Here is a 26,283-nt window from a genome sequence, read left to right as displayed (position 1 = left end):
AACCCAGCGTGTCCAGTCCCGGCTTTTCCCTCAGGCCTGAACGATGTTTTCGAGATTGAATTCGTAGGCTGTCGCGCCCTCGCCCGGGCCGCCGCCCGTCATCACGATGTCGGCGCTGGCGATGCCGATCAGCGAAAGCTCGGTGTTGATGTCCGACATCACGGCGGAGTTGATGGGCTGGCCCTGGATGACCTCGGAGGTCACGCCTATCCACAGTGCCGGCTGGTACTGGAAAACCGCCTTCTGCCCGGGAGAGACCGAAGTCTTCACGCCCATCAGGCGGCCGTCCTTGAAGATGCAGACATCGACCGCGCCCTGGCTCATGTCGTTGAGCACATCCAGCTCGGTCGACGCGCCGGCCGGCCCGGTGTACAGCAGGCGCCGGTTGCCGGTAGGGGTCTGGACCAGGCTCAGCATCTGGCCGTTTTTGGCCTTCAGGCGCGGCGTGAAGTTGGCGTTCTCGTCGGTGACGGACACCTCGTAGCCGTCGGGGTAAATGAAAGGGTGGGTGCAGTCGCGCCCGCAGTAGCGGATCACCTTCCAGGCCACGGACAGCGAGGCCATGGTGCTCAGCACGTTCTTCTGATAGATCACCACTTCGGACTTGTTGCCGTCGTTGGACTTGTTGACGAATCGCAGTTTGATATCCATGGCGCTTCCCTTGGTGGCTTGTCTGCTCGGGGCCCGCGGGCCTTTGCGTTTCAGTGCTGCTACTCTAGGGAAGGCCCATGGCCAAAGCGATTACAGGCAATTACAAAAGCGCGTGTGAAAATTTCCCTTGCGCGCAGGCCCGTGATGGGCCGTGGATGAAGCGGCGGCGCCGGGGCTTGCCATAAACTTGATGCACTGGCGCCGTGCATGCGCACGCGATGCGCGCGCCACGCCACCCTCGATTTGAAAGCCGCACCATGACCCAGCCCGCCACGCCCAAGCCATCCGCCGCACCCCGGCTCACCAGCCTCTCGCACGGCGGCGGCTGCGGCTGCAAGATCGCGCCCGGCGTGCTCAGCGAGATCCTGAAAAATTCGGGCAACCTGCCGGGCCTGAACATTCCGCCGCAACTGCTGGTGGGCATAGAGACCGCCGACGACGCGGCCGTGTACCAGCTCAACGACGAGCAGGCGCTGATCGCCACCACCGACTTCTTCATGCCCATCGTGGACGACCCCTACGACTTCGGGCGCATCGCCGCGACCAATGCGATCAGCGACGTCTACGCCATGGGCGGCACGCCCATCATGGCGCTGGGGCTGGTGGGCATGCCCGTCAACGTGCTGCCGCTGGAAACCATAGGCGCCATCCTGCGCGGCGGGCAGGACGCCTGCCGCGAGGCCGGCATCCCGATTGCGGGCGGCCACACCATCGATTCGGTGGAGCCTATCTACGGCCTGGTGGTGATGGGCCTGGTGCATCCGTCGCGCGTCAAGAAAAATTCCGGCGCGCGCGCCGGCGACGTGCTGGTGCTGGGCAAGCCGCTGGGCGTGGGCATACTCTCGGCGGCGCTGAAAAAAGAAAAACTCGATGCCCAGGGTTATGCCCGCATGGTGGCGCTCACCACACAGCTCAACAAACCCGGCATCGCCCTGGCGCGCATGGAAGGCGTGCACGCGCTGACCGACATCACCGGCTTCGGCCTGGCCGGCCACGGCCTGGAACTGGCGCGCGGCGCCGGCCTGCAGCTTCGCATCGACTGGCAGCGCGTGCCCCTGATCCCCGGGGCACGAGAACTCGCGGCGCAAGGCTGCGTGACGGGCGCCTCAGGCCGCAACTGGGCCAGCTATGGGACCGAAGTGAGTTTGCCGGCCGGCTTCACCGAAGTCGACAAGGCCTTGCTGAGCGACCCGCAGACCTCGGGCGGGCTGCTGGTGTCCTGCAGCGCGGACAGCGCGGACGAGGTGCTGGGGATTTTCCGGGAGCAGGGGTTTGGGGATGCGGCGGTGATTGGGGAAGTCGCCGCGGGCCGGGGAATGGCCATTCGCTGAAAAAAGAGGCAGGGGGCCTGCCACAGGCGCAATACCCCTAGGGTAAACCCGGAAATTTTTTGTCAGTCTTTATTCAGTGCGGCGGCGGGCATCCGTCGTACCATTCATGCCTCGGCGTACCCGGTGGGTACTTTCTCATTCAAAAAAACTGATCGGAGACATCCCCCGTGTCCGCACTTCTCAAACTCGCACTGGCCTATGACTGGCTGACCACGCGGCTGGGCAAGATCGCCGCCTGGACGGTGTTGTTTGCCGCGCTGATTTCAGCCGGCAACGCCTTTGTACGCTACGGCCTGGACATCAGCTCCAACGGCTGGCTGGAAATCCAGTGGTACCTGTTCGCCGGCACCGTGATGCTGGGCGCGCCCGTGGTGCTCAAGCTCAACGAGCATGTACGGGTCGACATCATCTACGGCAAGCTCAAAGGCAATGGGCCGGTCTATGTGGACATCTTCGGCCTGGTCTTCTTCCTGCTGCCGGTAATGGGCCTGTTGACCTACCTGAGCTGGCCGCTGTTCATGAGCATGTACATCTCCGGGGAAGTCTCGGGCAACGCGGGCGGCCTGATCCGCTGGCCCGCCATGCTGCTGCTGCCCCTGGGCTTCGGCCTGATGTTCGTGCAGGGCCTGTCGGAAATCATCAAGCGTATCTGCTACCTCCAGGGCAAGTTCGAGATGGACACGCACTACGAGAAGCCGGTCCAGTGATCCGTTTGCATCACCCGCTCCCATAAAAATACTTTCAGGACTACGCCATGCAAATGGAAAATTTCGCCCCGATCATGTTCGCGGGCCTCGTGCTGATCATGCTGATCGGCTTCCCCGTCGCCTTCTCGCTGGCCGCCCTCGGGCTGGGTTCGGGCTTTCTGGCCATCGAGATGGGCTGGTTCCCGGCCAGCTTCATGTCCAACCTGCCGCTCAATATGTTCGGCATTTTGTCGAACGATCTGCTGCTGGCGATTCCCTTCTTCACCTTCATGGGCGCCATCCTTGAGAAATGCGGGCTGGCCGAGGACATGCTGGACTCCATGGGCCAGCTGTTCGGCCCCGCCAAAGGCGGCCTGGGCTACTCGGTCATCATCGTCGGCTTCATTCTGGGCGCCATCACCGGCACGGTGGCCGGCCAGGTGATCGCCATGGCGATGATCTCCCTGCCCGTGATGATCCGCTACGGCTACAACATGCGCTACGCCACCGGCGTGCTGGCGGCCTCGGGCACCATCACGCAGCTGGTGCCGCCTTCCCTCGTGCTGATCGTCATGGCCGACCAGCTGGGCCGCTCGGTGGGCGACATGTACAAGGGCGCCTGGGGCCCTTCCATCCTGCAGGTGCTGATCTTCGCGGGCTACACCTTCGCGCTCGGCGTGTTCAAACCGGACCATGTGCCCGGTGTTCCAAAAAACGCGCGCACGCTCAACGGCTGGGCGCTGTGGGCCAAATGCCTGCGCGGCATCATCCCCTCGGCCATCCTGATCTTCGCGGTGCTGGGCTCCATGGGTGGCCTGCCGGGCATCGACACCGCCATCGCCACGCCGACCGAAGCCGGTGCCATGGGTGTGGTGGGCGCGCTGGTGCTGGCCGCCATGCACAAGCGCCTGACCCGCGCGCTGACCTGGGAAGCCATGATAGGCACCATGCGCCTGACGGCCATGGTGGTGTTCATCCTGATAGGCGCGCGCGTCTTCTCGATGGTGTTCCAGGGTGTGGACGGCGCCAAGTGGGTCGAGCACATGCTCACCGGCCTGCCCGGTGGCCAGACAGGCTTCCTGATCGCCGTCAATGCCTTCATCTTCTTCCTGGCTTTCTTCCTCGACTTCTTCGAGATCGCCTTCATCATCCTGCCCATGCTGGGCCCGGTCGCCGACAAGCTGGGCATTGACCTGATCTGGTTCGGCGTGCTGCTGTGCGTGAACATGCAGACCAGCTTTATGCACCCGCCTTTCGGCTTCGCGCTGTTCTACCTGCGCGGCATCGCCGACACGCTGTTCAAGGAAGGGCGCATCCCCAAACCCATCAAGTCCAACGACATCTACCTGGGCGCGATTCCCTGGGTGGCGATGCAGCTGCTGCTGGTGGCGATCGTGATCTTCGTGCCGCAGACGGTGACCGTCTTCCTCGACAAGCCCGCGGTGATAGACCTGGACAAGGTCAAGATCGAAGTGCCGGTCGACGACAGCGCCACCCCGCCCGCGGGCGCGGCCAGCGGCGCTGCAGGCAGCGATCCGCTGGCGCCGCCGGCAGAGCCGACCGCCGAAGACGAACAGAAAAAAGTCGACGAGCTGTTCAAGACCAAGTAAACGCCCGCCGTCTTCCAGGCCGGTGCAACGCCCCTTTCGCGAGGGGCGTTTTTATTGCGCCTTCGCCATGACAGCCCTATCCTTCGCATCACCCACGAGCCCGCCATGGACCCCACGCCCGCATCCAATACCTACTTCGGCCCACCGCCCTTCAAGTTCACGCCTACGGGCGGAAGCATCTCCGGGAAGGCGTTTTCCGTGACCTTCAAGATCCTGGCGACCGTTATCGTGCTGGCCTTGGCCGCGGCCTTTGCGCAGGCCTGGCTGGCCGGCAGGGCCTCGGGCGCATCGGCCGCCGGCGGCTGGTTTATCGCGGGCCTGCTGCTGGTGGGCTACACCTGGTGGCACATCCTGCGCAGCGTCACCCGCATCGACGAGCAGGGCCTGCACCAGAGCTGGGTCTGGGACAAACACATGGAGCTGCGCGAGCTGGCCTACGGCAAGCTGATCCGCGTGCGCGGGCTCGAATGGCTGATCGCGCCGCGCCTCTATGTGCGCACGCTGATGGGCAAGTTCGCGGTGTTTTATGCGGCCTCGCCCGAGATGGTGGCGGAATTCGAACGCCTTGTCAGCGAACTCAAGACTTTTCGCAGCCAACGTTAGAGACGGCAACCGCTGCCCTGAAAAAAAGCAGGCGAAAAAAAACCGCGACATGTCGCGGTTTTTTTATGCATGGGCAGCGCTTACAGCGTTACGCCTTGCATATAGGTATCAAAGCGCGACTCGGCGAAGCGGAACCACAGGATCTGGTCCTTCTGGAAAGCGCGGTAGTCGCTGTAGATCTTCTTCCAGTCGGGGTTCTTCTCGGCCAGCTCGCCGTACAGGTCCATGGCGGCCTTGAACGAAGCGTCGAGCACGGGCTTGGGGAAGGGCAGGATCTTGGTCTTGGCACCCACCAGCTGCTTCAGTGCGGTCGGGTTGCGGGCGTCGTACTTGGCCTGCATGTCGATGTGCGCGTGCGAGGCGGCGCTTTCGACAATCGCCTTGTACTCCGCGGGCAGGGCTTCGAGGGCCTTGTTGTTGATGAAGAAGTCCACTTCAGGACCGCCTTCCCACCAGCCGGGGTAGTAATAAAACGGCGCGACCTTGTTAAAGCCCAGCTTCTGGTCGTCGTAAGGGCCCACCCACTCGGCTGCGTCCAGCGTGCCCTTTTCTAGCGCCTGGTAGATTTCGCCGCCGGGCAGGTTTTGCGGCACCACGCCGAGGCGCTCCACCACCTTGCCGGCAAAGCCGCCGATGCGGAACTTCAGGCCCTTCAGGTCGGCCACGGTCTTGATTTCCTTGCGGAACCAGCCGCCCATCTGGGTGCCGGTGTTGCCGCCGGGGAAGCTTACGAGGTTGTACTTGGCGTAGAACTCGTTCATGAGCTTGCGGCCGTTGCCCTCGTACATCCAGGCCGACATCTGGCGCGAGTTCATGCCGAAGGGAATGGCCGCGCCAATGGCGAAGGCCTCGTTCTTGCCGAAGTAGTAGTAAGGCACGGTGTGGCACATTTCCACGGAACCCTGGCCCACGCCGTCGACCACGCCGAAAGCGGGCATCAGTTCACCGCCCGCGTGCACGCTGATCTGGAACTTGCCGCCGGTCATCTCGCCGACCTTCTTGGCGAACACTTCGGCGGCGCCGTAAATCGTGTCCAGCGGCTTGGGGAAGCTGGAAGCCAGGCGCCAGCGTATGGTGGCCTGCGCGTGAACCGCGGGGGCGATGCCGGCAGCGAGAACGCCGGCAATGCCGGCGTTTTTGATAAGGGAGCGACGATCCAAAATACTATCTCCTGAAAGTTTGTCAAACGTGCGGGGCCTGAATGGCGCCCGCCGGACCTCTCGAGCCGGTACGGCCGGTAAAGGCAGCGTCCCCAAGCGAAGGCCAGCTGGGATTTTGTCAGCTTTTACTTCGAGATCACTCCGTTTTTATCCACCTGTTTCAAGAATAAAAAAAGCCGCCTCTGGGAGGCGGCTTGCAAATTCCTGACGGGGCGCAAAGGCCCCGCGGGAATCAAAGCTTCTGGGCTTGCATGAAGCGGTCGAAGGTGGCTTCGGTGAAGCGGAACCACAGGTTCTGGTCGGCGCGGAACTTGGAGTAGTCGGCGTAGATTTTTTTCCAGCTCTCGTTCTTGGCGCTGAGTTCCTCATACAGGGCCATGGCTTCCTTGAAGGCGGCGTTCATCACGTCGGTGGGGAAAGGCCGCAGCTTGGTGCCCGCGCCCACCAGCTGCTTGAGGGCGGCCGGGTTCTTGGCATCGTATTTGGCCTGCATCTCGCCGTGGGCCTGGGCCGCGGCGGCCTCCACGATGGCCTTGTATTCGGGCGAGAGCGCCTCGAAGGCCTTGTTGTTGATGAAGAAGTCCAGCTCGGGGCCGCCCTCCCACCAGCCGGGGTAGTAGTAAAACGGCGCGACCTTGTTGAAGCCCAGCTTCTGGTCGTCATACGGGCCCACCCATTCGGCGGCATCGATGGTGCCTTTTTCCAGCGCCTGGTAGATCTCGCCGCCGGGGATGTTCTGCGGCACGCCGCCAATGCGCTCGAGCACCTTGCCGGCGAAGCCGCCAATGCGCATCTTCAGGCCCTTGATGTCCTTGACGGACTTGATTTCCTTGCGGTACCAGCCGCCCATCTGGGCGCCGGTGTTGCCGCCCGGGAAATTGACGATGTTGTACTTGGTGTAGAACTCGCGCATCAGCTTCAGGCCGTTGCCTTCGTACATCCAGGCGCTCATCTGCCGGCTGTTCAGGCCGAAGGGGATGGCGCAGCCCAGCGCGAAGCATTCGTCCTTGCCGAAGAAATAATAGGGCGCGGTGTGGGCCGCCTCGATGGAGCCCTGCTGCACGCCGTCGACCACGCCGAAGGCGGGCATCAGTTCGCCGGCCGCATGGACCGAGATTTCGAACTTGCCGCCGGACATGTTCTTGACGGCCTTGGCGAACACCTCGGCCGCGCCGAAGATGGTGTCCAGCGATTTCGGGAAGCTCGATGCCAGCCGCCATCGCACGGCGGCCTGGGCATGAACCGCTGGCGCTACGCCGGCAGCCAGCACACCGGCGATGCCGGCATTTTTGATGAGTGAGCGACGATCCATAAAACTCTCTCCTGAAGTTATTGAAGTTGTCCGTAGGGGGTCCGCAGCACGGCCGGGTACTGCAATAGTTGCAGCGTCCCGGACGCGCCGGCGGAGCATGGACACTTTGTCACTCTTTTTCAGAAAGTTACCCCGTTCTTACCCGTAGATCACCACAGATTTCGTCAAAAAAATGCCAAAAAAAAACCGCCCCATGGGCGGCTTTCTCCGGCACGGGCCTGCGCGGGGCAGGCGTGCTCGGGGCTGGCGTGCGGGCAAACAGCCCGGTGAGGCCTGCTTACAGTTTCTGGCTTTGCATGAAGCGGTCGAAAGTGGCTTCGGTGAAACGGAACCAGAGGTTCTGGTCGCCGCGGAATTTCGAATAATCGGCGTAGACCTTGCGCCAGCTTTCGTTCCTGGCCGACAGCTCTTCGTAGAGCTTCATGGACTCCTTGAAGGCTGCGCTCATGACGTCCGCGGGGAAGGGACGCAGCTTGGCGCCGGCGCCCACCAGTTGCTTGAGGGCCGTGGGGTTCTTGGCGTCGTATTTGGCCTGCATGTCGACGTGGGCCGCCGCGCTGGCGACTTCGACGATGGCCTTGTACTCGGGCGTGAGCGCGTCGTAGGCCTTCTGGTTGATGTAAAGGTCCAGCTGCAGGCCGCCTTCCCACCAGCCGGGGTAGTAGTAGTTGGGCGCCACCTTGTTGAAGCCCAGTTTCTGGTCGTCATAGGGACCTATCCATTCGGCCGCGTCTATGGTGCCTTTTTCCAGCGCTTGGTAGATCTCGCCGCCGGGAATGTTTTGCGGCACGCCGCCCAGGCGCTCTATGACCTTGCCGGCAAAACCGCCGACGCGGAATTTCAGGCCCTTCATGTCGGCCAGCGACTTGATTTCCTTGCGGAACCAGCCGCCCATCTGCGCGCCGGTATTGCCGCAGGGGAAGCTGATGATGTTGTATTTGGCGTAGAACTCGCGCATCAGCTTCAGGCCGTTGCCCTCGAAGGTCCAGGCGCTCATCTGGCGGCTGTTCAGGCCGAAGGGAATCGCCCCACCTATGGCGAAGGTCTCGTCCTTGCCGAAGAAGTAGTAGGGTGCCGTGTGGGCCGCTTCGATGGAGCCCTGCTGCACGCCGTCGACCACGCCGAAGGCGGGCATCAGTTCGCCGGCCGCATGGACCGAGATTTCGAACTTGCCGCCCGAGATCGCCTTGACGTGTTTGGCGAAGGTCTCCGCGCCGCCGTAAATCGTGTCCAGCGACTTGGGGAAGCTGGAGGCCAGGCGCCAGCGAACGGCGGCCTGCGCATGAACGGCGGGCGCGACGCCCGCGGCCAGCACGCCGGCAACGCCCGCGTGCTTGATGAGTGAACGACGATCCATCAACTTGACTCCGAAGTGTGAAAAATAGAATTCCCTGGGGCCCGCGCATGAGCCGGCCAGACTGCCTGCGCAGGTCCTGGGGAATTCTAAAAATCAGGGGGGTGTCACCCGGGCGGGTTTACCCTTGAAGAGCTGACAGCAAGCTGTCTATGTGAGCCCCCACGGTCGTTCACTTCGTGTAACTCCCTGCCCCCCGAGGGGGCCGCTGCGCCTGCGGCCCGGCAAAGCCGGTTCCGCGGCCCCTGCTTGGTTTAACAGCTTTCAGGGCGTGGCGAACTCAGTAGCTCAAGCGACGGACTTGAGCACCGGTTTGGTGGATTTTCCGGATTCGAGCAGCGCACCGAAGCGCGCCGTGACGGACACTTCAATGCCTGCGGCATCGAGGCCCTGCATGGCCAGCAGTTTGGCGTGGTCGCCGTGTTCGATGAACTCGTCCTTGAGGCCCAGGTGCAGCACCGGCTTGTTGATGCCCGCGGCTTGCAGGGCTTCGCTGACGGCGCTGCCGGCGCCGCCCATGATGGCGCCCTCTTCCACTGTGACCAGGGCTTCATGGCCGGCCGCGACCTTGAGCAGCAGTTCGGTGTCCAGCGGCTTGGCCCAGCGCATGTTGACGACGGTGGCGCCCAGTTTTTCAGCGGCCTGCAGGGCCGGGTACAGCAGCGTGCCGAAAGCCAGGATGGCGACGCCCGCGCCTTCGCGGCGGATTTCGCCCTTGCCGAAGGGCAGTGCCTCCAGCCCGGCTTCGGGCTCCACGCCGGCGCCGGCACCGCGCGGATAGCGCACGGCCACCGGGTGGTTTTGCTCGAAGGCGGAGGACAGCAGCTTGCGGCATTCGCGTTCGTCGGCGGGGCAGGCCACGCTCATGTTGGGGATGCAGCGCAGGTAGGGAATGTCGTAGGCGCCCGCATGCGTGGCGCCGTCGGCGCCGACCAGGCCGGCGCGGTCCAGCGCGAACACCACGGGCAGGTTCTGCAAGGCCACGTCGTGGATCAGCTGGTCGTAGCCGCGCTGCAAAAAGGTCGAATAGATCGCGACCACGGGCTTGAGCCCTTCGCAGGCCATGCCGGCGGCAAAGGTCACCGCATGCTGCTCGGCGATGCCGACGTCGTGGTAGCGGGCCGGAAAGCGTTTGTGGAACTCGACCATGCCGGAGCCTTCGCGCATGGCCGGCGTGATACCGACCAGGCGGGCGTCGTGCTCGGCCATGTCGCACAGCCACTGGCCGAAGACCTGGGTGAAGGTCTGCTTGGCCGGCGCGCTGGATTTTTGCAGGCCCATGGCCGGGTCGAACTTGCCGGGGCCGTGGTAGGCGATGGGGTCGGCTTCTGCCAGCTTGTAGCCCTGGCCTTTTTTGGTGACCACGTGCAGGAACTGCGGGCCGCCGTTGTTGTCCATCAGGTGCTTGATGTTTTCCAGCGTGGGCACCAGCGACTCGAGGTCGTGGCCGTCTATGGGGCCTATGTAGTTGAAGCCGAAGTTTTCAAACAGTGTGGCCGGCACGACCATGCCCTTGGCATGCGACTCCAGGCGCTTGGCCAGCTCGAGCAGCGGCGGCGCCACGCGCAGCACCTGCTTGCCCACATGTTTGGCCGACGCGTAAAAGCGTCCGCTCATGAGCTGGGCCAGGTAGCGGTTGAGCGCGCCCACGGGCGGGCTGATGCTCATGTCGTTGTCATTGAGCACCACCAGCAGCTTGCAGTGGTCGTGCACGCCCGCGTTGTTCAAGGCCTCGAAAGCCATGCCGGCGCTCATGGCGCCGTCGCCGATGATGGCCACGGCATGGCGGTCTTCGCCCTTTTGCTGGGCGGCCAGCGCCATGCCCAGCGCGGCGGAGATCGAGGTCGACGAATGGGCGGTGCCGAAGGTGTCGTACTCGCTTTCGTCGCGGCGCGGAAAGCCCGACAGCCCGCCGAACTGGCGCAGGCTGCCCATGCGCTCGCGCCGGCCCGTGAGGATTTTGTGCGGATAGGTCTGGTGGCCCACGTCCCAGACCAGGCGGTCTTCGGGGGTGTTGAAGACGTAGTGCAAGGCCACCGTGAGTTCCACGGTGCCGAGGTTGGAACTCAGGTGCCCGCCGGTCTGGGAGACGCTGTCGAGCACGAAGGCGCGCAGCTCGTCGGCCAGGGGTTTCAGGCCGTTGCGCGGCAGCTTGCGCAGGTCGGCGGGGCTGTGGATGGTTTCGAGCAATGGGTACATCGTGGTGTCGTTGTTATGGCGAGGCCGGTTCCTCTTCCCTGATTTCCTGACTTCCTGTTTTCCTGGTTGGTCGGCACTGTGCCGTTCGGGGCCTGTGTCTTGTGTCCTAGTGGTGGCGGTTGACCAGCATGTCGGCCAGCGCGCGCAAGGCCTCGGTGCGGGCCAGCCCGCTGGCGTCCAGCCCGGCCAGGGCCCTGGCCAGCAGCTGCTGCGCATAGGCCCTGGAAGCCTCCAGCCCCATCAGCGAAACAAAGGTGGGCTTGTCCTGGGCGGCATCCTTGCCGGCGGTCTTGCCCAGCGTGGCGGAGTCGGCGGTGACGTCGAGGATGTCGTCGACCACCTGGAAGGCCAGGCCGACGGCCGCGCCGTAGTCGCGCAAGGCCTGCCAGGCCGCGGGCGCCACAGTGCCGCAGGCCGCGCCCATCATGACGCTGGCCTCCAGCAGCGCGCCGGTTTTCAGGCGGTGCATCTCGTGCAGCTGCTGCGAATTCAAGGGCATGCCCACGCTGGCCAGGTCAATCGCCTGGCCGCCGGCCATGCCCTGGAAACCGGCCGCCTGGGCCAGCATGCGGCACAGCCGCGCCTGCGTGGCAGCGTCGACCGAACCATCTTCGGGTGTCAGGAACTCAAAGGCCAGGGCCTGCAGCGCGTCGCCGGCCAGCAGCGCCTGGGCCTGGCCGAACTTGACGTGCACCGTGGGCTTGCCGCGGCGCAGCACGTCGTTGTCCATGCAGGGCATGTCGTCGTGCACCAGCGAATAGGCGTGGATCAGCTCGACTGCGCAGGCGGCGCGCAAGGCGGCTTGGCCGTTGCCGCCCACGGCCTCACAGGCCGCCATGACCAGCAGCGGACGCAGGCGCTTGCCGCCGTCGAGCACGGCATAACGCATGGCGTCGCCCAGGCCGGCGGGCGCGGGCGCATCGGTGGGGCAGGCCACCCAGCGGGACAAGGCGCTCTCGACGGTGGCAAGCTGTCTTGCGCTCCAGTCGCTCAGCGTGAACAGGGGCAGTTTGTCAGGGGCGTTCAATCGGTATCTCTGTTTGTGTCTGGATAGGGTTGCGGGGTCGCGGCTTTCGCGCCGCTTTACTCCTGCACCCAGGGCTTGAGTTCCGTGCCTTCGAGCACCTTGATCTGGGTTTCCACGGCTTCGAGCTTGTCGCGGCAGAACTTCAGCAGCTGCGCGCCGCGCTGGTAGCCTGTCAGCAGCTGGTCCAGCGGCAGCTGGCCGGACTCCAGGCTGTCCACCAGCTCCTCGAGTTCCTGCAGGGCCGCCTCATAGCTGGCGGGCAGCGCCTCGGCGGCAGGCGTGGAAGAGGTGGGGGATGAAGCGCTTTTGGCCATGGTTCTTTGGAGGTAGGCCTGATTTTAGGCCGTTGCGAAGGAATTGCGGCGCCCGGCACCCGGGGCTGCAAATGCAATATTCGTATTATCCGGCGGCGGCGCGCAAAGCCCCCGGATTCACCCCGCGCGGGTACAATTGATAACAGTTCTCGATAACAACGGTGACCCCGTTGCGGGAAACCCGGCCTTGTTTTCACCCGTGGGCTGACGCTCAGCCTGCTTCCCTGGTTTGTCAACTGCCTCCAAAGCCTCGCGCGGCGGCATGTTCACCCGAAATTTGCATGTCTGATCTCAGCCTTCGCCTCCTTCAGGCCACCAGCCAGCTCCCGATTTCCAGCTACTTTGATGCGGGCCTGTACCAGCGGGAGCAGCAAAAGCTGTTCACGCACGGGCCGCGCTACCTGGGCCATGAACTGGCGGTGCCCAACCTGGGCGACTACTACGCCCTGCCGCATGAGGGTGAAGGCCGGGCGCTGGTGCGCAATGCTTCGGGCATAGAGCTGATCTCCAACGTCTGCCGGCACCGGCAGTCGACCATGCTGCAGGGCCGCGGCAACACCGGCAGCAACATCGTCTGCCCGCTGCACCGCTGGACCTACAACACCTCGGGCGAGCTCATAGGCGCGCCGCACTTCGAGATCGATCCCTGCCTGAACCTGAACCGCTACAAGACCACGACCTGGAACGGCCTGGTGTTCGAGGACAACGGCCGCGACGTCGCGGCCGAGATGGCGCAGCTGGCCACCCATACCGACCTCGATTTTTCGGGCTACCAGCTCGACAAGGTCCACCTGCACGAGTGCAACTACAACTGGAAGACCTTCATCGAGGTCTACCTCGAGGACTACCACGTCGGCCCCTTCCACCCCGGCCTGGGCGGCTTCGTCACCACCGACGACCTGCGCTGGCAGCTCGAGGCCGACTATTCGGTGCAGACGGTGGGCGTGTCGGACAAGCTCGGCAAGCCGGGCACCGACACCTACAAGAAATGGCACGACGTGGTGCTGCAGTACCGCAAGGGCGTGCCGCCCAAATACGGCGCGATCTGGCTCACCTACTACCCGCACGTGATGGTCGAGTGGTACCCCCACGTGCTGGTGGTCAGCACGCTGCATCCGCAGGGGCCGGACAAGACGCTCAACGTGGTGGAGTTCTTCTACCCCGAGGAAATCTGCGCCTTCGAGCGCGAATTTATCGAGGCGCAGCAGGCCGCCTACATGGAAACCTGCGTGGAGGACGACGAAATCGCCCTGCGCATGGACGCCGGCCGCAAGGCCCTGCTGCTGCGCGGCGACAACGAATTCGGCCCTTACCAAAGCCCCATGGAAGACGGCATGCAGCACTTTCACGAGTGGTACCGCCGCGAGATGGGCGCCAGCAAAACCACACAGATGATCTGACGTCGCGCCCTTGCATATGATGGCTGCAGTCCCGCTTTTTTTCGGGGCCGCAGCCATTTTTCATTCCACCCTTCCCCGCCCTTAAACCCGCCGCACACCATGCAAGCCGTCTGGATGATTTTTTCCTCGTTCATGTTTGCGACCATGGGGGTCTGCGTCAAGTACGCGTCGGAGCACTTCAACAGCGCCGAACTGGTGTTCTACCGCGGCGTCCTGGGCATTCTCTTCATGGCCGCCTATGCGCGTGCGCGCGGCATCACGCTGGCCACCCGCTACCCGGCCATGCACGCCTGGCGCAGCGTGATCGGCGTGATGTCGCTGTCGGCCTGGTTCTACGCCATCGCGCATTTGCCGCTGGCCACCGCCATGACGCTCAACTACATGAGCAGCGTGTGGATCGCGGCCTTCCTGGTCGGCGGCGCGCTGATGGCCTGGACGCCGCCGAAAGCCGGCACCGCGCCGGAGGGCGGCGCGGCAGGCCTGGGCGCCTTATTCACCAGCCAGGGGCCGCTGGTGATGGCCATTCTCGCGAGCTTTGCCGGCGTGGTCATGCTGCTGCGCCCGGCTATAGACCAGAACCAGACCTTTGCCGGCCTGGTGGGCCTGATGTCCGGTCTGGGCGCCGCCTTCGCCTATATGCAGGTCATGGCGATCTCGCGCATGGGCGAGCCTGAAACCCGCACCGTGTTTTACTTCGCCGTGGGCACGGCGGTGGCCGGCGCGCTGGGCATGGCGGTCATGGGCGCGACGCCCTGGAACTGGCAACACGCGCTGTGGCTGCCGCCCATAGGCATACTGGCGTCGCTGGGCCAGCTGGCCATGACCAAGGCCTACTCGATGTCGGAAAACCACGGCGGCACGCTGATGGTGGCCAACCTGCAGTATTCGGGCATTGTGTTCGCGGCCCTCTACAGCCTGATCCTGTTTGGCGACAATATTCCCCTGATCGGCTGGGCCGGCATGGTGCTCATCATCGTGAGCGCGATTGCCGCCACGGTGCTGCGCGCCCGCGCCGCGCCGAATGCCCCGGCAGAGGAACACTAAGGAGCATGAGATGAACTACACCACCCTGATTTCCGCCGAACAGCTGCAAGCCCTGGTCGCCTCGGCCAAACCGCTGCGCATCTTCGACTGCAGCTTCGACCTCATGAAGCCGGGCCTGGGGCAGGAGCAGTACCTGGCCTCGCACATCCCCGGCGCCGTGTACGCCAACCTGGACACCGCGCTGAGCGCCAAGCACGGCGTGCCCGGCGCCCACGGGATCATCACCGCCAGCGGCGCCGACGCGCCCGCGTCCGGCGGGCGCCACCCGCTGCCTAACCGCGAGAAGTTCGCGACCTGGCTGTCCAGCGTCGGTTTCGCCAACAACATGCAGGCCGTTGTTTACGACCGCAACGGCGCCAACTACTGCGGGCGCCTGTGGTGGATGCTCAAATGGGCCGGCCATGAAAACGTTGCCATGCTCGACGGCGGCCTGCAGGCCTGGCAGGCGGCAGGCGGCGCGGTGAACAGCGGCGAGGAGCCCGCGCATTTCCAGGCCAGCTTCCTGCTCGCGCCGGCCAGGGCCACGCTGGTGTCGGCCGACACCGTGGCCGCGCAGCTGGGGCGGCCGGCCCAGACCCTGATCGATGCGCGCGCCACGCCGCGCTTCAAGGGCGAGGTGGAACCGCTGGACCCGGTGGCCGGCCATATCCCCGGCGCGCTGAACCGGCCCTTCAGCCAGAACATTGCGCCCGACGGCAAATTCAAGCCGGCCGCGCAGCTCAAGGCCGAGTTTGAAACCCTGCTGGCCGGCCGCGACCCCGCGACCGTGGTGCACCACTGCGGCAGCGGCGTCAGCGCCGTGCCCAACCTGGTCGCGATGGAAATCGCCGGCCTGGGCAGGACCGGCCTGTACGCCGGCAGCTGGAGCGACTGGTGCAGCGATCCGCAACGTCCGGTGGCACAGGGCTAGCAGTCTCTGTTAACGCCCCAACAAAAAAACGCCACCGGCCCTGCCTGGTGGCGTTTTTTTTAAGCCCGCACGAAGGCGGCGGCTCTCTTTATTTGGTGCCGCCGCTGGCCGGCGTGCCGGGGGCGGTTGAACCCGAATTCGAGACAGAAGCGCTGGCCTCCGGCGTTGGCGTGGGGCTGGTGCCGCTGCTGGTGGAAGGCGTCGAAGGCGTGGAGGAAGTTGAGGGGCTGGAGCTGGACGGCGTCGAGGAGGTCGCGCCGGTGTCTTCAACTTTTTTCCCACAGGCGCCCAGTGCCAACAGGGCAGCCAGGGCAAGGGCCGTTGCGGCAGCGGGTTTCAATTTGGATGCGTGCATGTGTGTTTCCTTGTATGTAGAGATAAAGGTCAATCTGTCGATCGGCGGAAGTTGGCTGAGCGCCAGCCAGCCACCAATTTAGCCGCGCCTTGCGGGTATGCCCCATGAGACTGTGTCCCACGGGCCTGTAGGGATTTTCCGATGGGGGTGCGCTTCAGCAGGCGCGGGCGTGGCCTGTCAGGCGGATGCGCCTGTGCGGGTTGTCGCGCCGCGCCCCCGAGCTGGGGCCGGCGCCGCGGCTGCTCCTGGAGCCGTTGTCCGGCCTGTCGCCCACCTGGCCTTTGGAAGGGCTGGGTTCGGGTTTGTGGGCATGAAGGGTGTCGCTGCTTTTCATGGGAAGGTCTCCTTCGGCTTTCAGGCCCCGGCCGGCTATGCCGGAAGTCCGGCTCGCCTGTCACAAGGGCGCACAGGGGGCACGGGGTGCACAGAGTCTGTTGGTCTCACTCTAAAAGCCGCGCGGCACGGCCGCTGTAGGCAATGCCTGCGCATGGCGTAGGAAACAGCCTACAAATCTAGGCGGGAGGCCGCGCCGGGGAGCGTACATGCTCGGGCCGCACGCCCACACCCACCGCATAGGCCGGCAGCGCCTGCAGCAGCGGCCAGCGGCGCATCAGCTTCAAGGGCCAGGGCAGCGCCAAGGGCGGGGCTTCGCTGCTGCGCGCCGCCAGCACCGGGCTCAGCACGCGGTTCTGGATGGCCACCTGCGCCGCCTGGGTGAGCCGGGTCGGCAGCAGGCGCCGCTTTTCGACCTGCGCCAGGAATGGCGTCAGGGCCGCCGTGCCCACGCGCGCATCGGCCAGCGGCAGCGCCAGCGTATTGGCCGCCGCCACCGCATCCTGCACCGCCAGGTTGATGCCCACGCCGCCCACCGGCGACATGGCATGCGCGGCGTCGCCTATGCACAGCAGGCCGGGCCTGTACCAGCGCTCCAGCCGGTCCACCGTCACGCTCAGCAGCTTGATGTCGTCCCAGCTTGCCAGCGCGTCCATGCGGCCCGCGAACAGCGGCGCCACTTTCACCATGTCGGCCCTGAAGGCCTCCAGCCCGCGCGCGCGCACGGCCTCAATACCGCCCTTGGGAATCACATAGGCGCACTGCCAGTAGCTGCCGCGGTCAATCATGGCCAGGAAGATGCCTGTGGTGATGCGCCCGCCCGTGGTGGAAGGATCCCCCGGCAGCTTGGGCAGCCGCATCCACAGCACGTCGATGGGCGCGCCCAGGTCGCGCACCACCAGCCCGGCGGCGGCGCGCACCGTCGAGCGCCGGCCGTCGGCGCCTATGACCAGATCCGCCCTCACTTGCAGGAGGCCTTGCGGCGTGGTGACATGCACACCCGTCACCGTGCCGCCCTCTTCGCTCAACCCCGTGACTTCGGCGTTCTGCCGCAAACGGAAACCGGGGTAAAGCTCGGCTTCGTCGCGCACGAAATCCAGGAACTCCCACTGCGGCATCATGGCGATGAACTGGCAGCGTATGCGCAGGCGCTTGAAGCTGGCCAGCACCACCTGGGTGTCGCCGACGATGGCGCGCAGCTCGCTGACCTCTTCGTGCGGGCGCGCCAGGAATTTGTCCAGCAGGCCCAGCTCGTGGATCACCTGCAGGGTGGACGGGTGCACCGTATCGCCGCGAAAGTCGCGCAGGAAATCGGCATGCTTTTCGAGCACCAGCACCTCCACGCCGGCGCGTGCCAGCAGCAGGCCCAGCATCATGCCGGCCGGGCCGCCGCCGGCAATGCAGCAGCGGACCTTGAGAACTTCGGCCATGGGTGTCTCCCTAGGGGAAAAGTCCCCCGACCTTATAGAAGCTTGCCGCGCGGTGCAAGCGCGGAGCAGGCGCTCAAGCCGGCAGCGCAGGGGCCGGGCCCGGTTTCAGGCTTGCACCCGGGGAAGCGCCGGATGAGGCACCGGCATCGCCCTCATCGTGGTTGTGGCCGTCATCCTCGATGGCCTGCCGGGCATGGTGGGCGTGACGGGACTCTTTGGGGCTGATTTCGGGAAATGGCTTGACGACCGGCTGGTGCAGCAGCTCGGCGCCCTCGGGGCTGGTGTCTATCGGCATGTCGGTTCTCCTTGCAGCAGTCAAACCCTGCGGGAAACCCGAAAGGGTGTCCTGCCTGCGTTGCGCATTTCCTGTGCGCCTTATGACACTACACCGGTTCCGATTTCATTGCCGGTAGCGCTTTTTTCGCCTATATCACCGTCATTGGCATGGGCGTGGTCTGTACCTCACCCGGCTCCGGCGGGGTCTCCAGGGGCGGCAGCGGCTCGGGCGGCGGAACGTTGGGGTTTGTGGCCGCCATCACAGGCCCAGCAGCATGAGCGGAATGTCGTGGGTCGCCAGCGTCGCGGCGGCCGCCATGCTGGCGAAGACCGTGATGAAGAACGCGATATAAGCCGCGGCACGCGGGCGGCGAACAATGCGCGGCTTGTGCTGCGACGCCTTGTGGGGCGGCCGGCCGGTGCCAAAAGCGGTCGACGGGCGGAAGGCGTTGGAAACCGTGGTGGGTTCTGAATGGAAGTTCATGGCGGGCCTGCCTTTGCACAAGGAAACGGGGGCACGTAAGACTCACCCCCATCTTCCCGCCCTGCCCAGCCGGGGTTTGTAGGCCGCCACGCCTTGTCCGTGTCAGCGCCGCCTTACAGCGCCGCCAGGCCGAAAAACCTCAATGGTGGTGCGCCATCCCACTGATCAGCGTGACCAGGCCTATGCCAATCGCCAGCCAGGCGATCTGCGCCATGGTTTCACGGGCGGTCACGCGTTTTTGCAGCTGCGGGATCAAATCGGCCAGCGCGACATAGATAAAGCTGCTCGAGGCCATGATCAGGAAAAACGGCAGGTAGTCATAGAGCTGGTCGACCAGCGCATAGCCGACCACGCCGCCCAGCGCCGTCACCGCGCCGGCCAGCGACACCTTGATGAGGGCGGCGCGCCGGTTGTTCGAGGTCTGGCGCAGCACCACCAGGTCGCCCATGTGGTGGGGCACCTCGTGCACCAGCACCGCCAACGCGGCGACCACGCCCAGCCGCAGGTCCGCCATAAAGGCCGAGGCGATCAAAATGCCGTCGCCGAAGGCATGCACGCTGTCGCCGGCCAGCACGGCCCAGCCGCCGGTGCGGGCTTCACCATGCCCATGCCCATGGCCGTGGCCGTGGTGGCTGTGCGCGGCATGCACATGCCCGGTATGGTCATGCTGCGCATGCGCCGCCGCCTCGGGGCCGTGGTGCTCGCCGCCGTGGTGCTCATGGCCGTGGTGCCAGAGCTCGGCCTTGTCGAGCAGGAAAAAGAACACCAGCCCCACCAGCAAGGTGGCGAACAGCTCCTTGGCGCCGGCCTGGCTTTCAAAGGCCTCGGGCAGCAGGTGCATAAAGGCCGTGGCCAGCAGCGCGCCGGCGGCCAGGCTCAGCATGTGCTGGGTGTAGCGGGTCAGCACGCCGAAGCTCAGCAAGGCCGCCAGCCAGACGCTGCCGATGCCGGCGGCCAGGGTTCCCATCAAGATTGCTAGCAAAGTCATAGCTACATATGCCCGTATTGACTGGGCCTAAGCCCAAATTGATCAGCCCATGCCTGCAGGGGCAACCCGGAGGTTACACCACAGACGACAAAACCCCGGGCGCGGCATTCAATGCCAGCGGGCCGGGGTTCTTTTAATCTTATCAAGCGTGTCAAGCCCCCACGCTCCCCCACTTCGTGTGGGTCGCTGCCCCCGAGGGGGCCGCCCGCCTGCGGCCCGGCAAAGCCGGCTCCACGGCTCATGCTGGTTTAAAGGATTCAGTGGGCGTAACCCGTAGGGGTCTTTCACCAGTGGGGGCCGCGGGACTGGCTTTGCCAGACCGCAGGCGCCGCCCCCTCGAGGGGGGAACAGGCTACACGCAGTGAGCCTGGACGGGGGTGCTTTTTACACCACGCCGTGGGACTTAAACCACGCCAGTGCGCGCTTGAAGCCGTCTTCAGCCGCATCCTTGCGGTAGCTGGGCCGGTAATCGGCATGGAAGGCGTGGGGCGCCTGCGGGTAGACCACAAATTCGGAGGCGGCTGCCGCCTTGTTGCCTTTGGCGCCGGCTTCGGCCAGTGCGTCCTTCATCTGGTTGACGGTGGTCAGCGGGATGCCGCCGTCCTGGCCGCCGTACAGACCGAGCACCGGCGCCTTCAGGCCTGCGGCGAGGTCCAGCGGGTGCTTGGGCGTGAGCGCCGAGGGCTGGCCGACCAGGCGGCCGTACCAGGCCACGGCGGCCTTGACGTTCTTGCTCTGCTCGGCGTACAGCCAGGTGATGCGGCCGCCCCAGCAAAAACCGGTGATGCCGACTTTTTTGGTGTTTCCGCCGTTGGCGCCTGCCCACTTCACCGCGCCGTCCAGGTCGGCCATGACCTGTTCGTCGGGCACCTTGGAGACGACTTCGGCCATCAGCTTGGCCATTTCGTTGTATTTGCTGGGGTCGCCCTGGCGCGCGTAGAGCTCGGGGGCGATGGCCAGGTAGCCGGCCTTGGCGAAGCGCCGCGCGGTGTCGGCGATGTACTCATGAACGCCGAAGATTTCCTGGATCACCAGCACCACCGGCAGGTTGGTCTTGCCGGCGGGCGCCGCGAAGAATGCAGGCACCTTGAAGCCGTTCACCTCGTAAGTGGTCTCGCCGGTCTTCAGGCCTTCCGAGGAGGTCTTGATCGCGGTCTGCGCCATGATGGGCATGGCGGTGGCGGCATAACCGACACCCAGAGCCGTTTTGAGCGCGGTGCGGCGGCTGGCGCCGGCTTCAGTGCTCCGCCCAGGCAGCAAGGCATCGAAGTCTTTTTTCTGGTCGTGTTCAAGCATGGCGGTTTCCTCAGAAGTAGTTGTTGGAAGGCAAGCTATCGGAGTCTATTCGGCCCCGGAAGTTCTTGCCACCGCGGGGCGATGGCACGGTGTTTTCCCTTGCCCCGCCCCCTTCGCTTCACTTGAGCGCCCCGGCCTCAGACGATCTTGACGCTGAGCTCCGGCAGGCCGTCAATATGGCATTCGATGACATCACCCCTGACCACCGGGCCGACGTTTTCGGGCGTGCCCGAATAAATGAGGTCGCCGGGAAAGAGCTCAAAAGCCTCGGACAGCTTGGAGATCTGCTCGGCCACTGACCAGATCATGTGGTTGAGCGTGGCGTTCTGCTTGAGCTGGCCGTTGACCTTGAGCCAGATCGCGCCCTTGGTGTAGTGGCCGGTCTGCGCCACCTTGTGGATGGGGCCTATGGGGGCCGACATGTCAAAGCTCTTGCCGATTTCCCAGGGTTTTTTCTGGTCGCCCATGCCGCGCTGCAAATCGCGCCGCGTCATGTCCAGGCCCAGCGCGTAGCCGTAGACCAGGTCCAGCGCCCTGTCCATGGGGATGTTGCGCCCGCCCTTGGCCAGCGCCGCCACCAGTTCGACTTCGTAGTGGTAGTTCTTGGTCAGCGTGGGATAGGGATGGTCGGCGACCTTGCCGGGCGGCACCACCTGGATGGCGTCGGTCGGCTTCTGGAAAAAGAAAGGCGGCTCCCGGCTGGGGTCCGAGCCCATCTCGATCGCATGGGCCGCGTAGTTGCGGCCTATGCAGTAGATGCGGCGCACCGGGAACATCTCGGTGCTGCCCGCGATGGGGATGTAGGTCCCGGCCACCGCGAAGGGCGTGGCCGGCGCGTTGGCCGCCGTGCCGGGCGTGGCGCAGCCGACGACCGCGCCTGTCGCCATCAGGGCGCCTGTTTGCAGAATTCCGCGTTTGCTCATGTCTGGTTGTGTCATGGATGTCTCCTGGATTGATAAAAGCTGGAGCTTGTTGTCGGCATTTTTCTCCAACCGTAAAGCTTAGGGCGGACACGGCTTGCCCAGGCGGACGCAATTACGCATTTGCCGGACGATTCAATGCAGTACTGCTGCAACGCAGCAGGCGCGGCGACTCAGGCGCCGGAAATTTTGGCGCGGACGCTGTCGCGGTAAGCCTTGGGCGTCTGACCAAAGCGCTGCCGGAAGCGCCGCGCGAAATAGGCCTCGTCGGCAAAACCCGAGGCATGGGCGATGCTCGCGATGCGCTGGCCGCTGTGCGCAAGCTGCTCCTGGGCAAATTCCAGCCGCCGCTCGGTCACCAGGTCGGTGAAGGTCTTGCCGGTTTCCTTTTTCAAAAGGTGGGCCAGGTAATTGGGCGAGAGAAAGGCGGCCGCCGCCGCGTCGGCCAGCGTGACTTCGCCGGCCAGGTGCTCGCGGATGTAGCGCACCGCGCGCTGCAGGCTGGCGCGCCGGCTGCCCTGCTGCGCCTGGCTGGCCGAAAAACGCAGCAGGTCGGCTTCATATTTCCGGCAGACCAGGCCTATGAGCTGCAGCATCAGGCCGCGGATCATCTCGATGGAGCCGAAGCGTCTGTGCGCGTTTTCAAACGCGAGTTTTTCCAGCAGCGCCTCGATCTCGGGAAACTCGTCCTCGGAAAAATAAAAGTCAGCGTATTCCTGGAACAGAAAAGGTGCCAGCTCGGGCGCGCGGCTCAAGGGCACGTCTTCCAGGTCCAGCGGGTCCACGTCCAGGCCGGGGCGCAAAAACTGCTGCGACATATTGATGATGACGTAGCGCGAACCCTCGGGGTGCGGGATCACATGCACGCGGTAGGGCAGGATAAAACTCAAATAGCCACGGCGGAAAGGCCGCACCGTGCCGGCCACGTTCTGCTCGGTGTCGCCCTGCAGGCTGATCTGGATCTGGAAATACTCATGCCGGTGCGGGCGCACCAGCGGCGGCCGCACCAGCTGGGACCGGATGTCGAAGTCCAGGTGGTCGGCCCGCTCGGACATGCCGTAGGTCTTGATATCTGTCATGCGCCGTATTCTCGGGCTTGGGCTCACCCTGTTGTTTCTTTTCCGCATCTTTAATTTCTGTATTGACAGAAATTTCAGACAACGTATAGTCGGAGCCATGGAACTCAGCCCCGTCGCCCGCAAATTTGTCGTCCATTGGGGAGAAATGGGCACCGCCTGGGGCGTCAACCGCACCGTTTCGCAAATCCACGCCCTGCTCTTCTTCCACGGCCGCCCGCTGCATGCCGAGGACATCGCCGACACCCTGGCCGTGGCGCGCTCCAATGTCAGCACCAGCCTCAAGGAGCTGCTGAACTGGAACCTGATACGCGCCACCCACGTTCTGGGCGACAGGCGCGACTATTACGAAACCTCGCTGGACGTCTGGGAACTGTTCCGCACCGTGGTGCGCGAGCGCAAGGAGCGCGAATACGACCCGACGGTGCGCATGTTGCGTGAACTCGTCAAAGACCAGGGCTTCGAAGCCGAGCCCGCCGACGCGCAGGACCGCGTGCGCGAAACCCTGAGGCTGATGGAATCGCTGGGCCTGTGGGCCGACGAGATGCTGCGCCTGTCGCCCAACACGCTTGAAAAAGTGCTGCGCATGGGTGCCAGCGTGCAGAAGTTCGTGCGCGGCGACAACGATGCCAAGCCCATGGACCCTTCGGAGTTGCTGCCGCCCACCTTCTGAAAGGCCGGTCGGCTTTTTTTTGACCATTCATTTCTGTTTGTACTGAAATTTATAAAGGAGAGAAAAATGACTGCAATCCATTCAACAGAACAAACGATCAGCAGCCCGGGCAACACCCGCTACGACAGCTTCAAAGCCGCCATGGACCCGGCCATCTACCCGCTGACCCTGTACTACGAATCGGCCTGCCCGCTTTGCAATGCCGAAATGAGCAACCTGATGCTGCGCAACACCGAAGGCCATCTGCGCTTTGCCGACGTCTCGGCGCCGGATTTTTCCGGGCCGCCCGCGGGCACGACGATGCAGGACCTGCTGGAACTGATCCATGCGCGCAGGGCCGACGGCCGCGTGCTCAAGGGCGTGGAGGTGTTCCGCCTGGCCTATGAGGCGGTCGGCCTGGGCTGGGTCAGCGCCGCCATGCGTTTGCCGCTGCTGCGCCCGTTCGCGGAATGGAGCTACCCGGTGCTGGCGCGCAACCGCCACCGGATTCCGCGCGGGATGGTGCGGCTGATGTTTGAAGGCGCCGTGCGGCGCGCGGCCGAACGCTCGGCCGCCGCCCGTTGCGATTCCGCCAGTTGCTCGCGTTAAACAAAGTTCTTCAAACCCAGAAAGGAAACACCCATCATGGAAGCGCACCTCGATGCCACCCTGTTTTTTGTCTCGCTGCTGGTCGCCGTGATCGGCCCCATTGTGGCGATCAGCTACCTCCAGCCCATCCTCTACAAGGTGCTGCGCATGCTGTGCGACGCGGACGGCGGCGCGGAGTTCTGGATACGCTGCGCCTACCTGCTGGCCGTGTCGGGCACCCTGCTGCTGACGCTGAGCTTCGGCGAATTCAGCGACCGCAACAGCGCCATCGACGCGATGCGGCGTTCGCTGTGGCTGGTGATGGCGGGCGTGTTCGCCACCGTGGCCATCATCTCGCGCAATGTCTGGACGCAGGTGCGCCAATGGATAGCGGCGAAGGAGCTGGCCGCCCATGTGCAGGGCGCCCACGCCGCCGCGCCCGCCACACCGCCTGCCGCAGCTGGCGGCACGCCCTGAAGGCGAGCGCGCACCGCAATACCGGATCGCACGAGGAGGCCAAGCCATGTCTTTGGATATCGACACAAGCCGCGCCGCTGCAGCCAGCGGCAGGCCCAGGCCCACGCAAGTCCGCTGGGACGACCTCGTGGCCTTGCGCCCCCGCCAGGTCGCGCTGAACCTGGGACTTTCCGCGCCCTGGCTGGCCGGCTCGCTGTGGGCCGCGCAGCAAGACCTGTACTGGCTGGCGATGCCGCTGTCGGCAGCTTTTTTCCTGACCGCGCTGCGCCAGGCCCATGACAGCTACCACGCCAGCATAGGCGTGCCGCGCCGCTGGCTGGATGCCGTGCTGCTGATGCTGACCCTGGGCATGCTGTGCTCCACCCACGCCATACGCCACACCCACCTGGCGCACCACCGCAACCCGCTGGGCGAAGGCGACGAGGAAGGCGGCTGGGCACGGCAAGCCGGCTGGCGTGCTCTGCTGCTGGGGCCGCTGTTCAGCCTGCGCACCCACGCGCAGGCGCTGCGCGATGGCAGCCCGCGCACGCGGCGCTGGGTGTGGGCGGAGCTGTCATTGATCGCCGCGACCTGGCTGGCCGCCATCGCGGCCGAGCAGGCCTGGCTGCGCTACCACGTGGTGGCGATGATGGGCTCCAACGCCCTGGTCGGATTTTTCGCGGTGTGGAGCGTGCACCATGGCTGCGACGCGAAAGGCGTTTTCGCGCGCACCGAACGGCGTGCCTGGGTCAACCGCCTGACCGTGAACCTGCTCTACCACGTCGAGCACCACCTCTATCCCGCCGTGCCGGCCAACCATTTGCCCGTGCTGGCGAGCCGGCTGGATGCGGCCGCGCCGGAGTGGACGTCGGTGCGGGTGCTGGGGCCGGAGAAAACTAGCGCGCCGCTACGGCGGTCCCGGCATGCTGCATGACCACCGCACGCACGCCTTCGACCACTTTTGCCATGCGCCGGTAGTCCAGCCTGTCCGCGGTGTCCTGCGGCGTGTGGTAAGCCTTGTTCCGGTAAAAAGCCGTGTCGGTGACCATCATTCCCACATAGCCCTCATGCCAGTAATTGAGATGATCCGAAAAATCGACACCCACCACAAAACCCGGCGCATTGATGGAGTACACCGGCAGGTCGGAGGCCGACTTCATGGCCGCCTTCACCTGGCGCGCAACGTCACCGTCCTGGTAAAAGCCCACCAGTGAAATGAAATTACCGGTGGTCGGGTAGATCGCATTGAGCAGCCGCACGGGATGCTCCTGGCTTCCGGGTTCGTCACTGAAATAACCTATGCACTCCAGCGACAGCATGAGCGAGGCGCGCTTGCCGGACTCGGCGAGAGACCGTGCGTGAATAGCGCTGCCCATGTAAGGTGTGCGGAAAAAGGGCGGCTCTTCATTGGTATAGAACACCAGTTCCACACGCTGGCGAAAAGACTGGGCCTTGAGCAGCCGCGCCAGTTCCAGCAGGCCCGCCACACCGCTGGCGTTATCGTCCGCGCCGGGCTGCTCGCCGGCCACGTCATAGTGAGCGCCTACCACCATCACGTCGGGTGTATCAGGGCCCAGTTTCACGACCAGGTTGCGGTAGCGCCGGCCCTCGGCGGTGAAACGCTGGCTCTCGACCTTGAGGCCCAGGCCGGCAAGCTGCGACTCCAGGTAAGCGGCGGCGCCTTCCAGGCGGGCGCCGTTGTCAAAAGTGCGATTCGAAAAATCGGTGGAGAGCTTGCGGACCAGCTGTTCCAGCCTGGTGGCGGAGGCGGTTTGCGCTGCCGGAGCCGCCGTTTCTCCGGCTGACACAAAGGGTTGGGTCAGCCGGT

At 64.8% G+C, this 26,283-nt stretch carries 28 protein-coding genes; 12 read left to right on the top strand and 16 right to left on the bottom strand.

What is annotated here, in order from left to right; genetic code table 11:
• Positions 1-30: 30 nt before the first annotated feature.
• On the bottom strand, positions 31-651 hold the full coding sequence (locus AC1DUN_RS05380) for a hypothetical protein (RefSeq protein WP_477713036.1): 621 nt from the start codon (positions 649-651) through the stop codon (positions 31-33).
• A 257-nt stretch (positions 652-908) separates the two neighbouring features.
• Here AC1DUN_RS05380 and selD point away from each other — a divergent pair, with 257 nt between their 5' ends.
• From selD to AC1DUN_RS05360, 4 genes are all read left to right on the top strand, one after another.
• Positions 909-1,982, top strand: a complete 1,074-nt coding sequence (gene selD, locus AC1DUN_RS05375) for a selenide, water dikinase SelD (protein WP_477713035.1) — start codon at positions 909-911, stop codon at positions 1,980-1,982.
• A gap of 167 nt (positions 1,983-2,149) precedes the next feature.
• Complete coding sequence (locus AC1DUN_RS05370) at positions 2,150-2,689, top strand: TRAP transporter small permease subunit (RefSeq protein WP_477713034.1); 540 nt, start codon at positions 2,150-2,152, stop codon at positions 2,687-2,689.
• 47 nt (positions 2,690-2,736) lie between these two features.
• Entirely contained in the window at positions 2,737-4,278 is a 1,542-nt protein-coding gene (locus AC1DUN_RS05365) for a TRAP transporter large permease (protein ID WP_477713033.1), read from the top strand.
• Between the two features lie 105 nt (positions 4,279-4,383).
• A complete protein-coding gene (locus AC1DUN_RS05360; protein WP_477713032.1) occupies positions 4,384-4,881 on the top strand; it encodes a hypothetical protein in 498 nt (165 codons plus the stop codon).
• Positions 4,882-4,961: 80 nt separating this feature from the next.
• Here the strand turns inward: AC1DUN_RS05360 and AC1DUN_RS05355 are convergent, their stop codons facing one another.
• From AC1DUN_RS05355 to AC1DUN_RS05330, 6 genes are all read right to left on the bottom strand, one after another.
• Positions 4,962-6,041, bottom strand: coding sequence for a TRAP transporter substrate-binding protein (locus AC1DUN_RS05355; RefSeq protein WP_477713031.1), 1,080 nt, complete (start codon positions 6,039-6,041; stop codon positions 4,962-4,964).
• A 232-nt stretch (positions 6,042-6,273) separates the two neighbouring features.
• Positions 6,274-7,353, bottom strand: a complete 1,080-nt coding sequence (locus AC1DUN_RS05350; protein WP_477713030.1) for a TRAP transporter substrate-binding protein — start codon at positions 7,351-7,353, stop codon at positions 6,274-6,276.
• 277 nt (positions 7,354-7,630) lie between these two features.
• Entirely contained in the window at positions 7,631-8,710 is a 1,080-nt protein-coding gene (locus tag AC1DUN_RS05345; protein ID WP_074575600.1) for a TRAP transporter substrate-binding protein, read from the bottom strand.
• Positions 8,711-8,995: 285 nt separating this feature from the next.
• Positions 8,996-10,906 carry a 1-deoxy-D-xylulose-5-phosphate synthase gene (dxs, locus tag AC1DUN_RS05340; protein WP_477713029.1) on the bottom strand — a complete coding sequence of 637 codons (1,911 nt, stop codon included), beginning with the start codon at positions 10,904-10,906 and terminating at the stop codon, positions 8,996-8,998.
• A gap of 106 nt (positions 10,907-11,012) precedes the next feature.
• Positions 11,013-11,933, bottom strand: coding sequence for a polyprenyl synthetase family protein (locus AC1DUN_RS05335; RefSeq protein ID WP_477713028.1), 921 nt, complete (start codon positions 11,931-11,933; stop codon positions 11,013-11,015).
• Positions 11,934-11,989: 56 nt separating this feature from the next.
• On the bottom strand, positions 11,990-12,247 hold the full coding sequence (locus tag AC1DUN_RS05330; RefSeq protein WP_477713027.1) for an exodeoxyribonuclease VII small subunit: 258 nt from the start codon (positions 12,245-12,247) through the stop codon (positions 11,990-11,992).
• A 281-nt stretch (positions 12,248-12,528) separates the two neighbouring features.
• Between AC1DUN_RS05330 and AC1DUN_RS05325 the strand changes: the two genes are divergently transcribed.
• From AC1DUN_RS05325 to AC1DUN_RS05310, 4 genes are all read left to right on the top strand, one after another.
• The gene (locus AC1DUN_RS05325; RefSeq protein ID WP_477713026.1) at positions 12,529-13,647 is read left to right on the top strand and encodes an aromatic ring-hydroxylating oxygenase subunit alpha; all 1,119 of its coding nucleotides are present in this window, start codon (positions 12,529-12,531) and stop codon (positions 13,645-13,647) included.
• Positions 13,648-13,746: 99 nt separating this feature from the next.
• Positions 13,747-14,691, top strand: coding sequence for a DMT family transporter (locus AC1DUN_RS05320; RefSeq protein WP_477713025.1), 945 nt, complete (start codon positions 13,747-13,749; stop codon positions 14,689-14,691).
• Between the two features lie 10 nt (positions 14,692-14,701).
• On the top strand, positions 14,702-15,601 hold the full coding sequence (locus AC1DUN_RS05315) for a sulfurtransferase (RefSeq protein ID WP_477713024.1): 900 nt from the start codon (positions 14,702-14,704) through the stop codon (positions 15,599-15,601).
• Positions 15,565-16,038 (top strand): hypothetical protein, encoded by a 474-nt coding sequence (locus AC1DUN_RS05310; protein WP_477713138.1) that lies wholly within the window; start codon positions 15,565-15,567, stop codon positions 16,036-16,038. Before AC1DUN_RS05315 ends, AC1DUN_RS05310 begins: the two co-directional genes overlap by 37 nt.
• Before the next feature lie 72 nt (positions 16,039-16,110).
• On the opposite strand, the gene AC1DUN_RS05305 is transcribed toward AC1DUN_RS05310, so the two are convergent.
• The 8 genes from AC1DUN_RS05305 to AC1DUN_RS05270 all read right to left on the bottom strand — a co-directional run bounded on the left by AC1DUN_RS05305 (position 16,111) and on the right by AC1DUN_RS05270 (position 22,762).
• Positions 16,111-16,290: a hypothetical protein gene (locus tag AC1DUN_RS05305; RefSeq protein WP_007865760.1), complete on the bottom strand. Its 180-nt coding sequence runs from the start codon at positions 16,288-16,290 to the stop codon at positions 16,111-16,113.
• A 178-nt stretch (positions 16,291-16,468) separates the two neighbouring features.
• On the bottom strand, positions 16,469-17,719 hold the full coding sequence (locus AC1DUN_RS05300; protein WP_477713023.1) for an FAD-dependent oxidoreductase: 1,251 nt from the start codon (positions 17,717-17,719) through the stop codon (positions 16,469-16,471).
• Between the two features lie 73 nt (positions 17,720-17,792).
• Positions 17,793-18,014, bottom strand: a complete 222-nt coding sequence (locus tag AC1DUN_RS05295; RefSeq protein WP_477713022.1) for a hypothetical protein — start codon at positions 18,012-18,014, stop codon at positions 17,793-17,795.
• A 240-nt stretch (positions 18,015-18,254) separates the two neighbouring features.
• Positions 18,255-18,479, bottom strand: a complete 225-nt coding sequence (locus tag AC1DUN_RS05290; protein WP_477713021.1) for a hypothetical protein — start codon at positions 18,477-18,479, stop codon at positions 18,255-18,257.
• A 139-nt stretch (positions 18,480-18,618) separates the two neighbouring features.
• The gene (locus AC1DUN_RS05285) at positions 18,619-19,467 is read right to left on the bottom strand and encodes a ZIP family metal transporter (protein ID WP_477713020.1); all 849 of its coding nucleotides are present in this window, start codon (positions 19,465-19,467) and stop codon (positions 18,619-18,621) included.
• 384 nt (positions 19,468-19,851) lie between these two features.
• Complete coding sequence (locus AC1DUN_RS05280; protein WP_477713019.1) at positions 19,852-20,763, bottom strand: dienelactone hydrolase family protein; 912 nt, start codon at positions 20,761-20,763, stop codon at positions 19,852-19,854.
• 137 nt (positions 20,764-20,900) lie between these two features.
• On the bottom strand, positions 20,901-21,701 hold the full coding sequence (locus AC1DUN_RS05275) for a fumarylacetoacetate hydrolase family protein (RefSeq protein ID WP_477713018.1): 801 nt from the start codon (positions 21,699-21,701) through the stop codon (positions 20,901-20,903).
• 155 nt (positions 21,702-21,856) lie between these two features.
• The gene (locus AC1DUN_RS05270; RefSeq protein ID WP_477660697.1) at positions 21,857-22,762 is read right to left on the bottom strand and encodes a helix-turn-helix transcriptional regulator; all 906 of its coding nucleotides are present in this window, start codon (positions 22,760-22,762) and stop codon (positions 21,857-21,859) included.
• Between the two features lie 97 nt (positions 22,763-22,859).
• Between AC1DUN_RS05270 and AC1DUN_RS05265 the strand changes: the two genes are divergently transcribed.
• The 4 genes from AC1DUN_RS05265 to AC1DUN_RS05250 all read left to right on the top strand — a co-directional run bounded on the left by AC1DUN_RS05265 (position 22,860) and on the right by AC1DUN_RS05250 (position 25,389).
• On the top strand, positions 22,860-23,432 hold the full coding sequence (locus AC1DUN_RS05265) for a GbsR/MarR family transcriptional regulator (protein WP_477660696.1): 573 nt from the start codon (positions 22,860-22,862) through the stop codon (positions 23,430-23,432).
• A 66-nt stretch (positions 23,433-23,498) separates the two neighbouring features.
• Positions 23,499-24,020 (top strand): thiol-disulfide oxidoreductase DCC family protein, encoded by a 522-nt coding sequence (locus tag AC1DUN_RS05260; RefSeq protein ID WP_477713017.1) that lies wholly within the window; start codon positions 23,499-23,501, stop codon positions 24,018-24,020.
• A 36-nt stretch (positions 24,021-24,056) separates the two neighbouring features.
• Entirely contained in the window at positions 24,057-24,476 is a 420-nt protein-coding gene (locus AC1DUN_RS05255) for a hypothetical protein (RefSeq protein WP_477713016.1), read from the top strand.
• 46 nt (positions 24,477-24,522) lie between these two features.
• Complete coding sequence (locus AC1DUN_RS05250; protein ID WP_477713015.1) at positions 24,523-25,389, top strand: fatty acid desaturase; 867 nt, start codon at positions 24,523-24,525, stop codon at positions 25,387-25,389.
• Here AC1DUN_RS05250 and AC1DUN_RS05245 read toward each other — a convergent pair.
• A complete protein-coding gene (locus AC1DUN_RS05245; RefSeq protein ID WP_477713014.1) occupies positions 25,352-26,263 on the bottom strand; it encodes a M28 family peptidase in 912 nt (303 codons plus the stop codon). The two genes, AC1DUN_RS05250 and AC1DUN_RS05245, sit on opposite strands and share 38 nt — an antisense overlap.
• Between the last annotated feature and the right edge of the window lie 20 nt (positions 26,264-26,283).

The sequence above is a fragment of the Polaromonas sp. P4_F6 genome (assembly GCF_056401275.1).
This window is presented reverse-complemented; position numbering and strand designations above follow the sequence as displayed.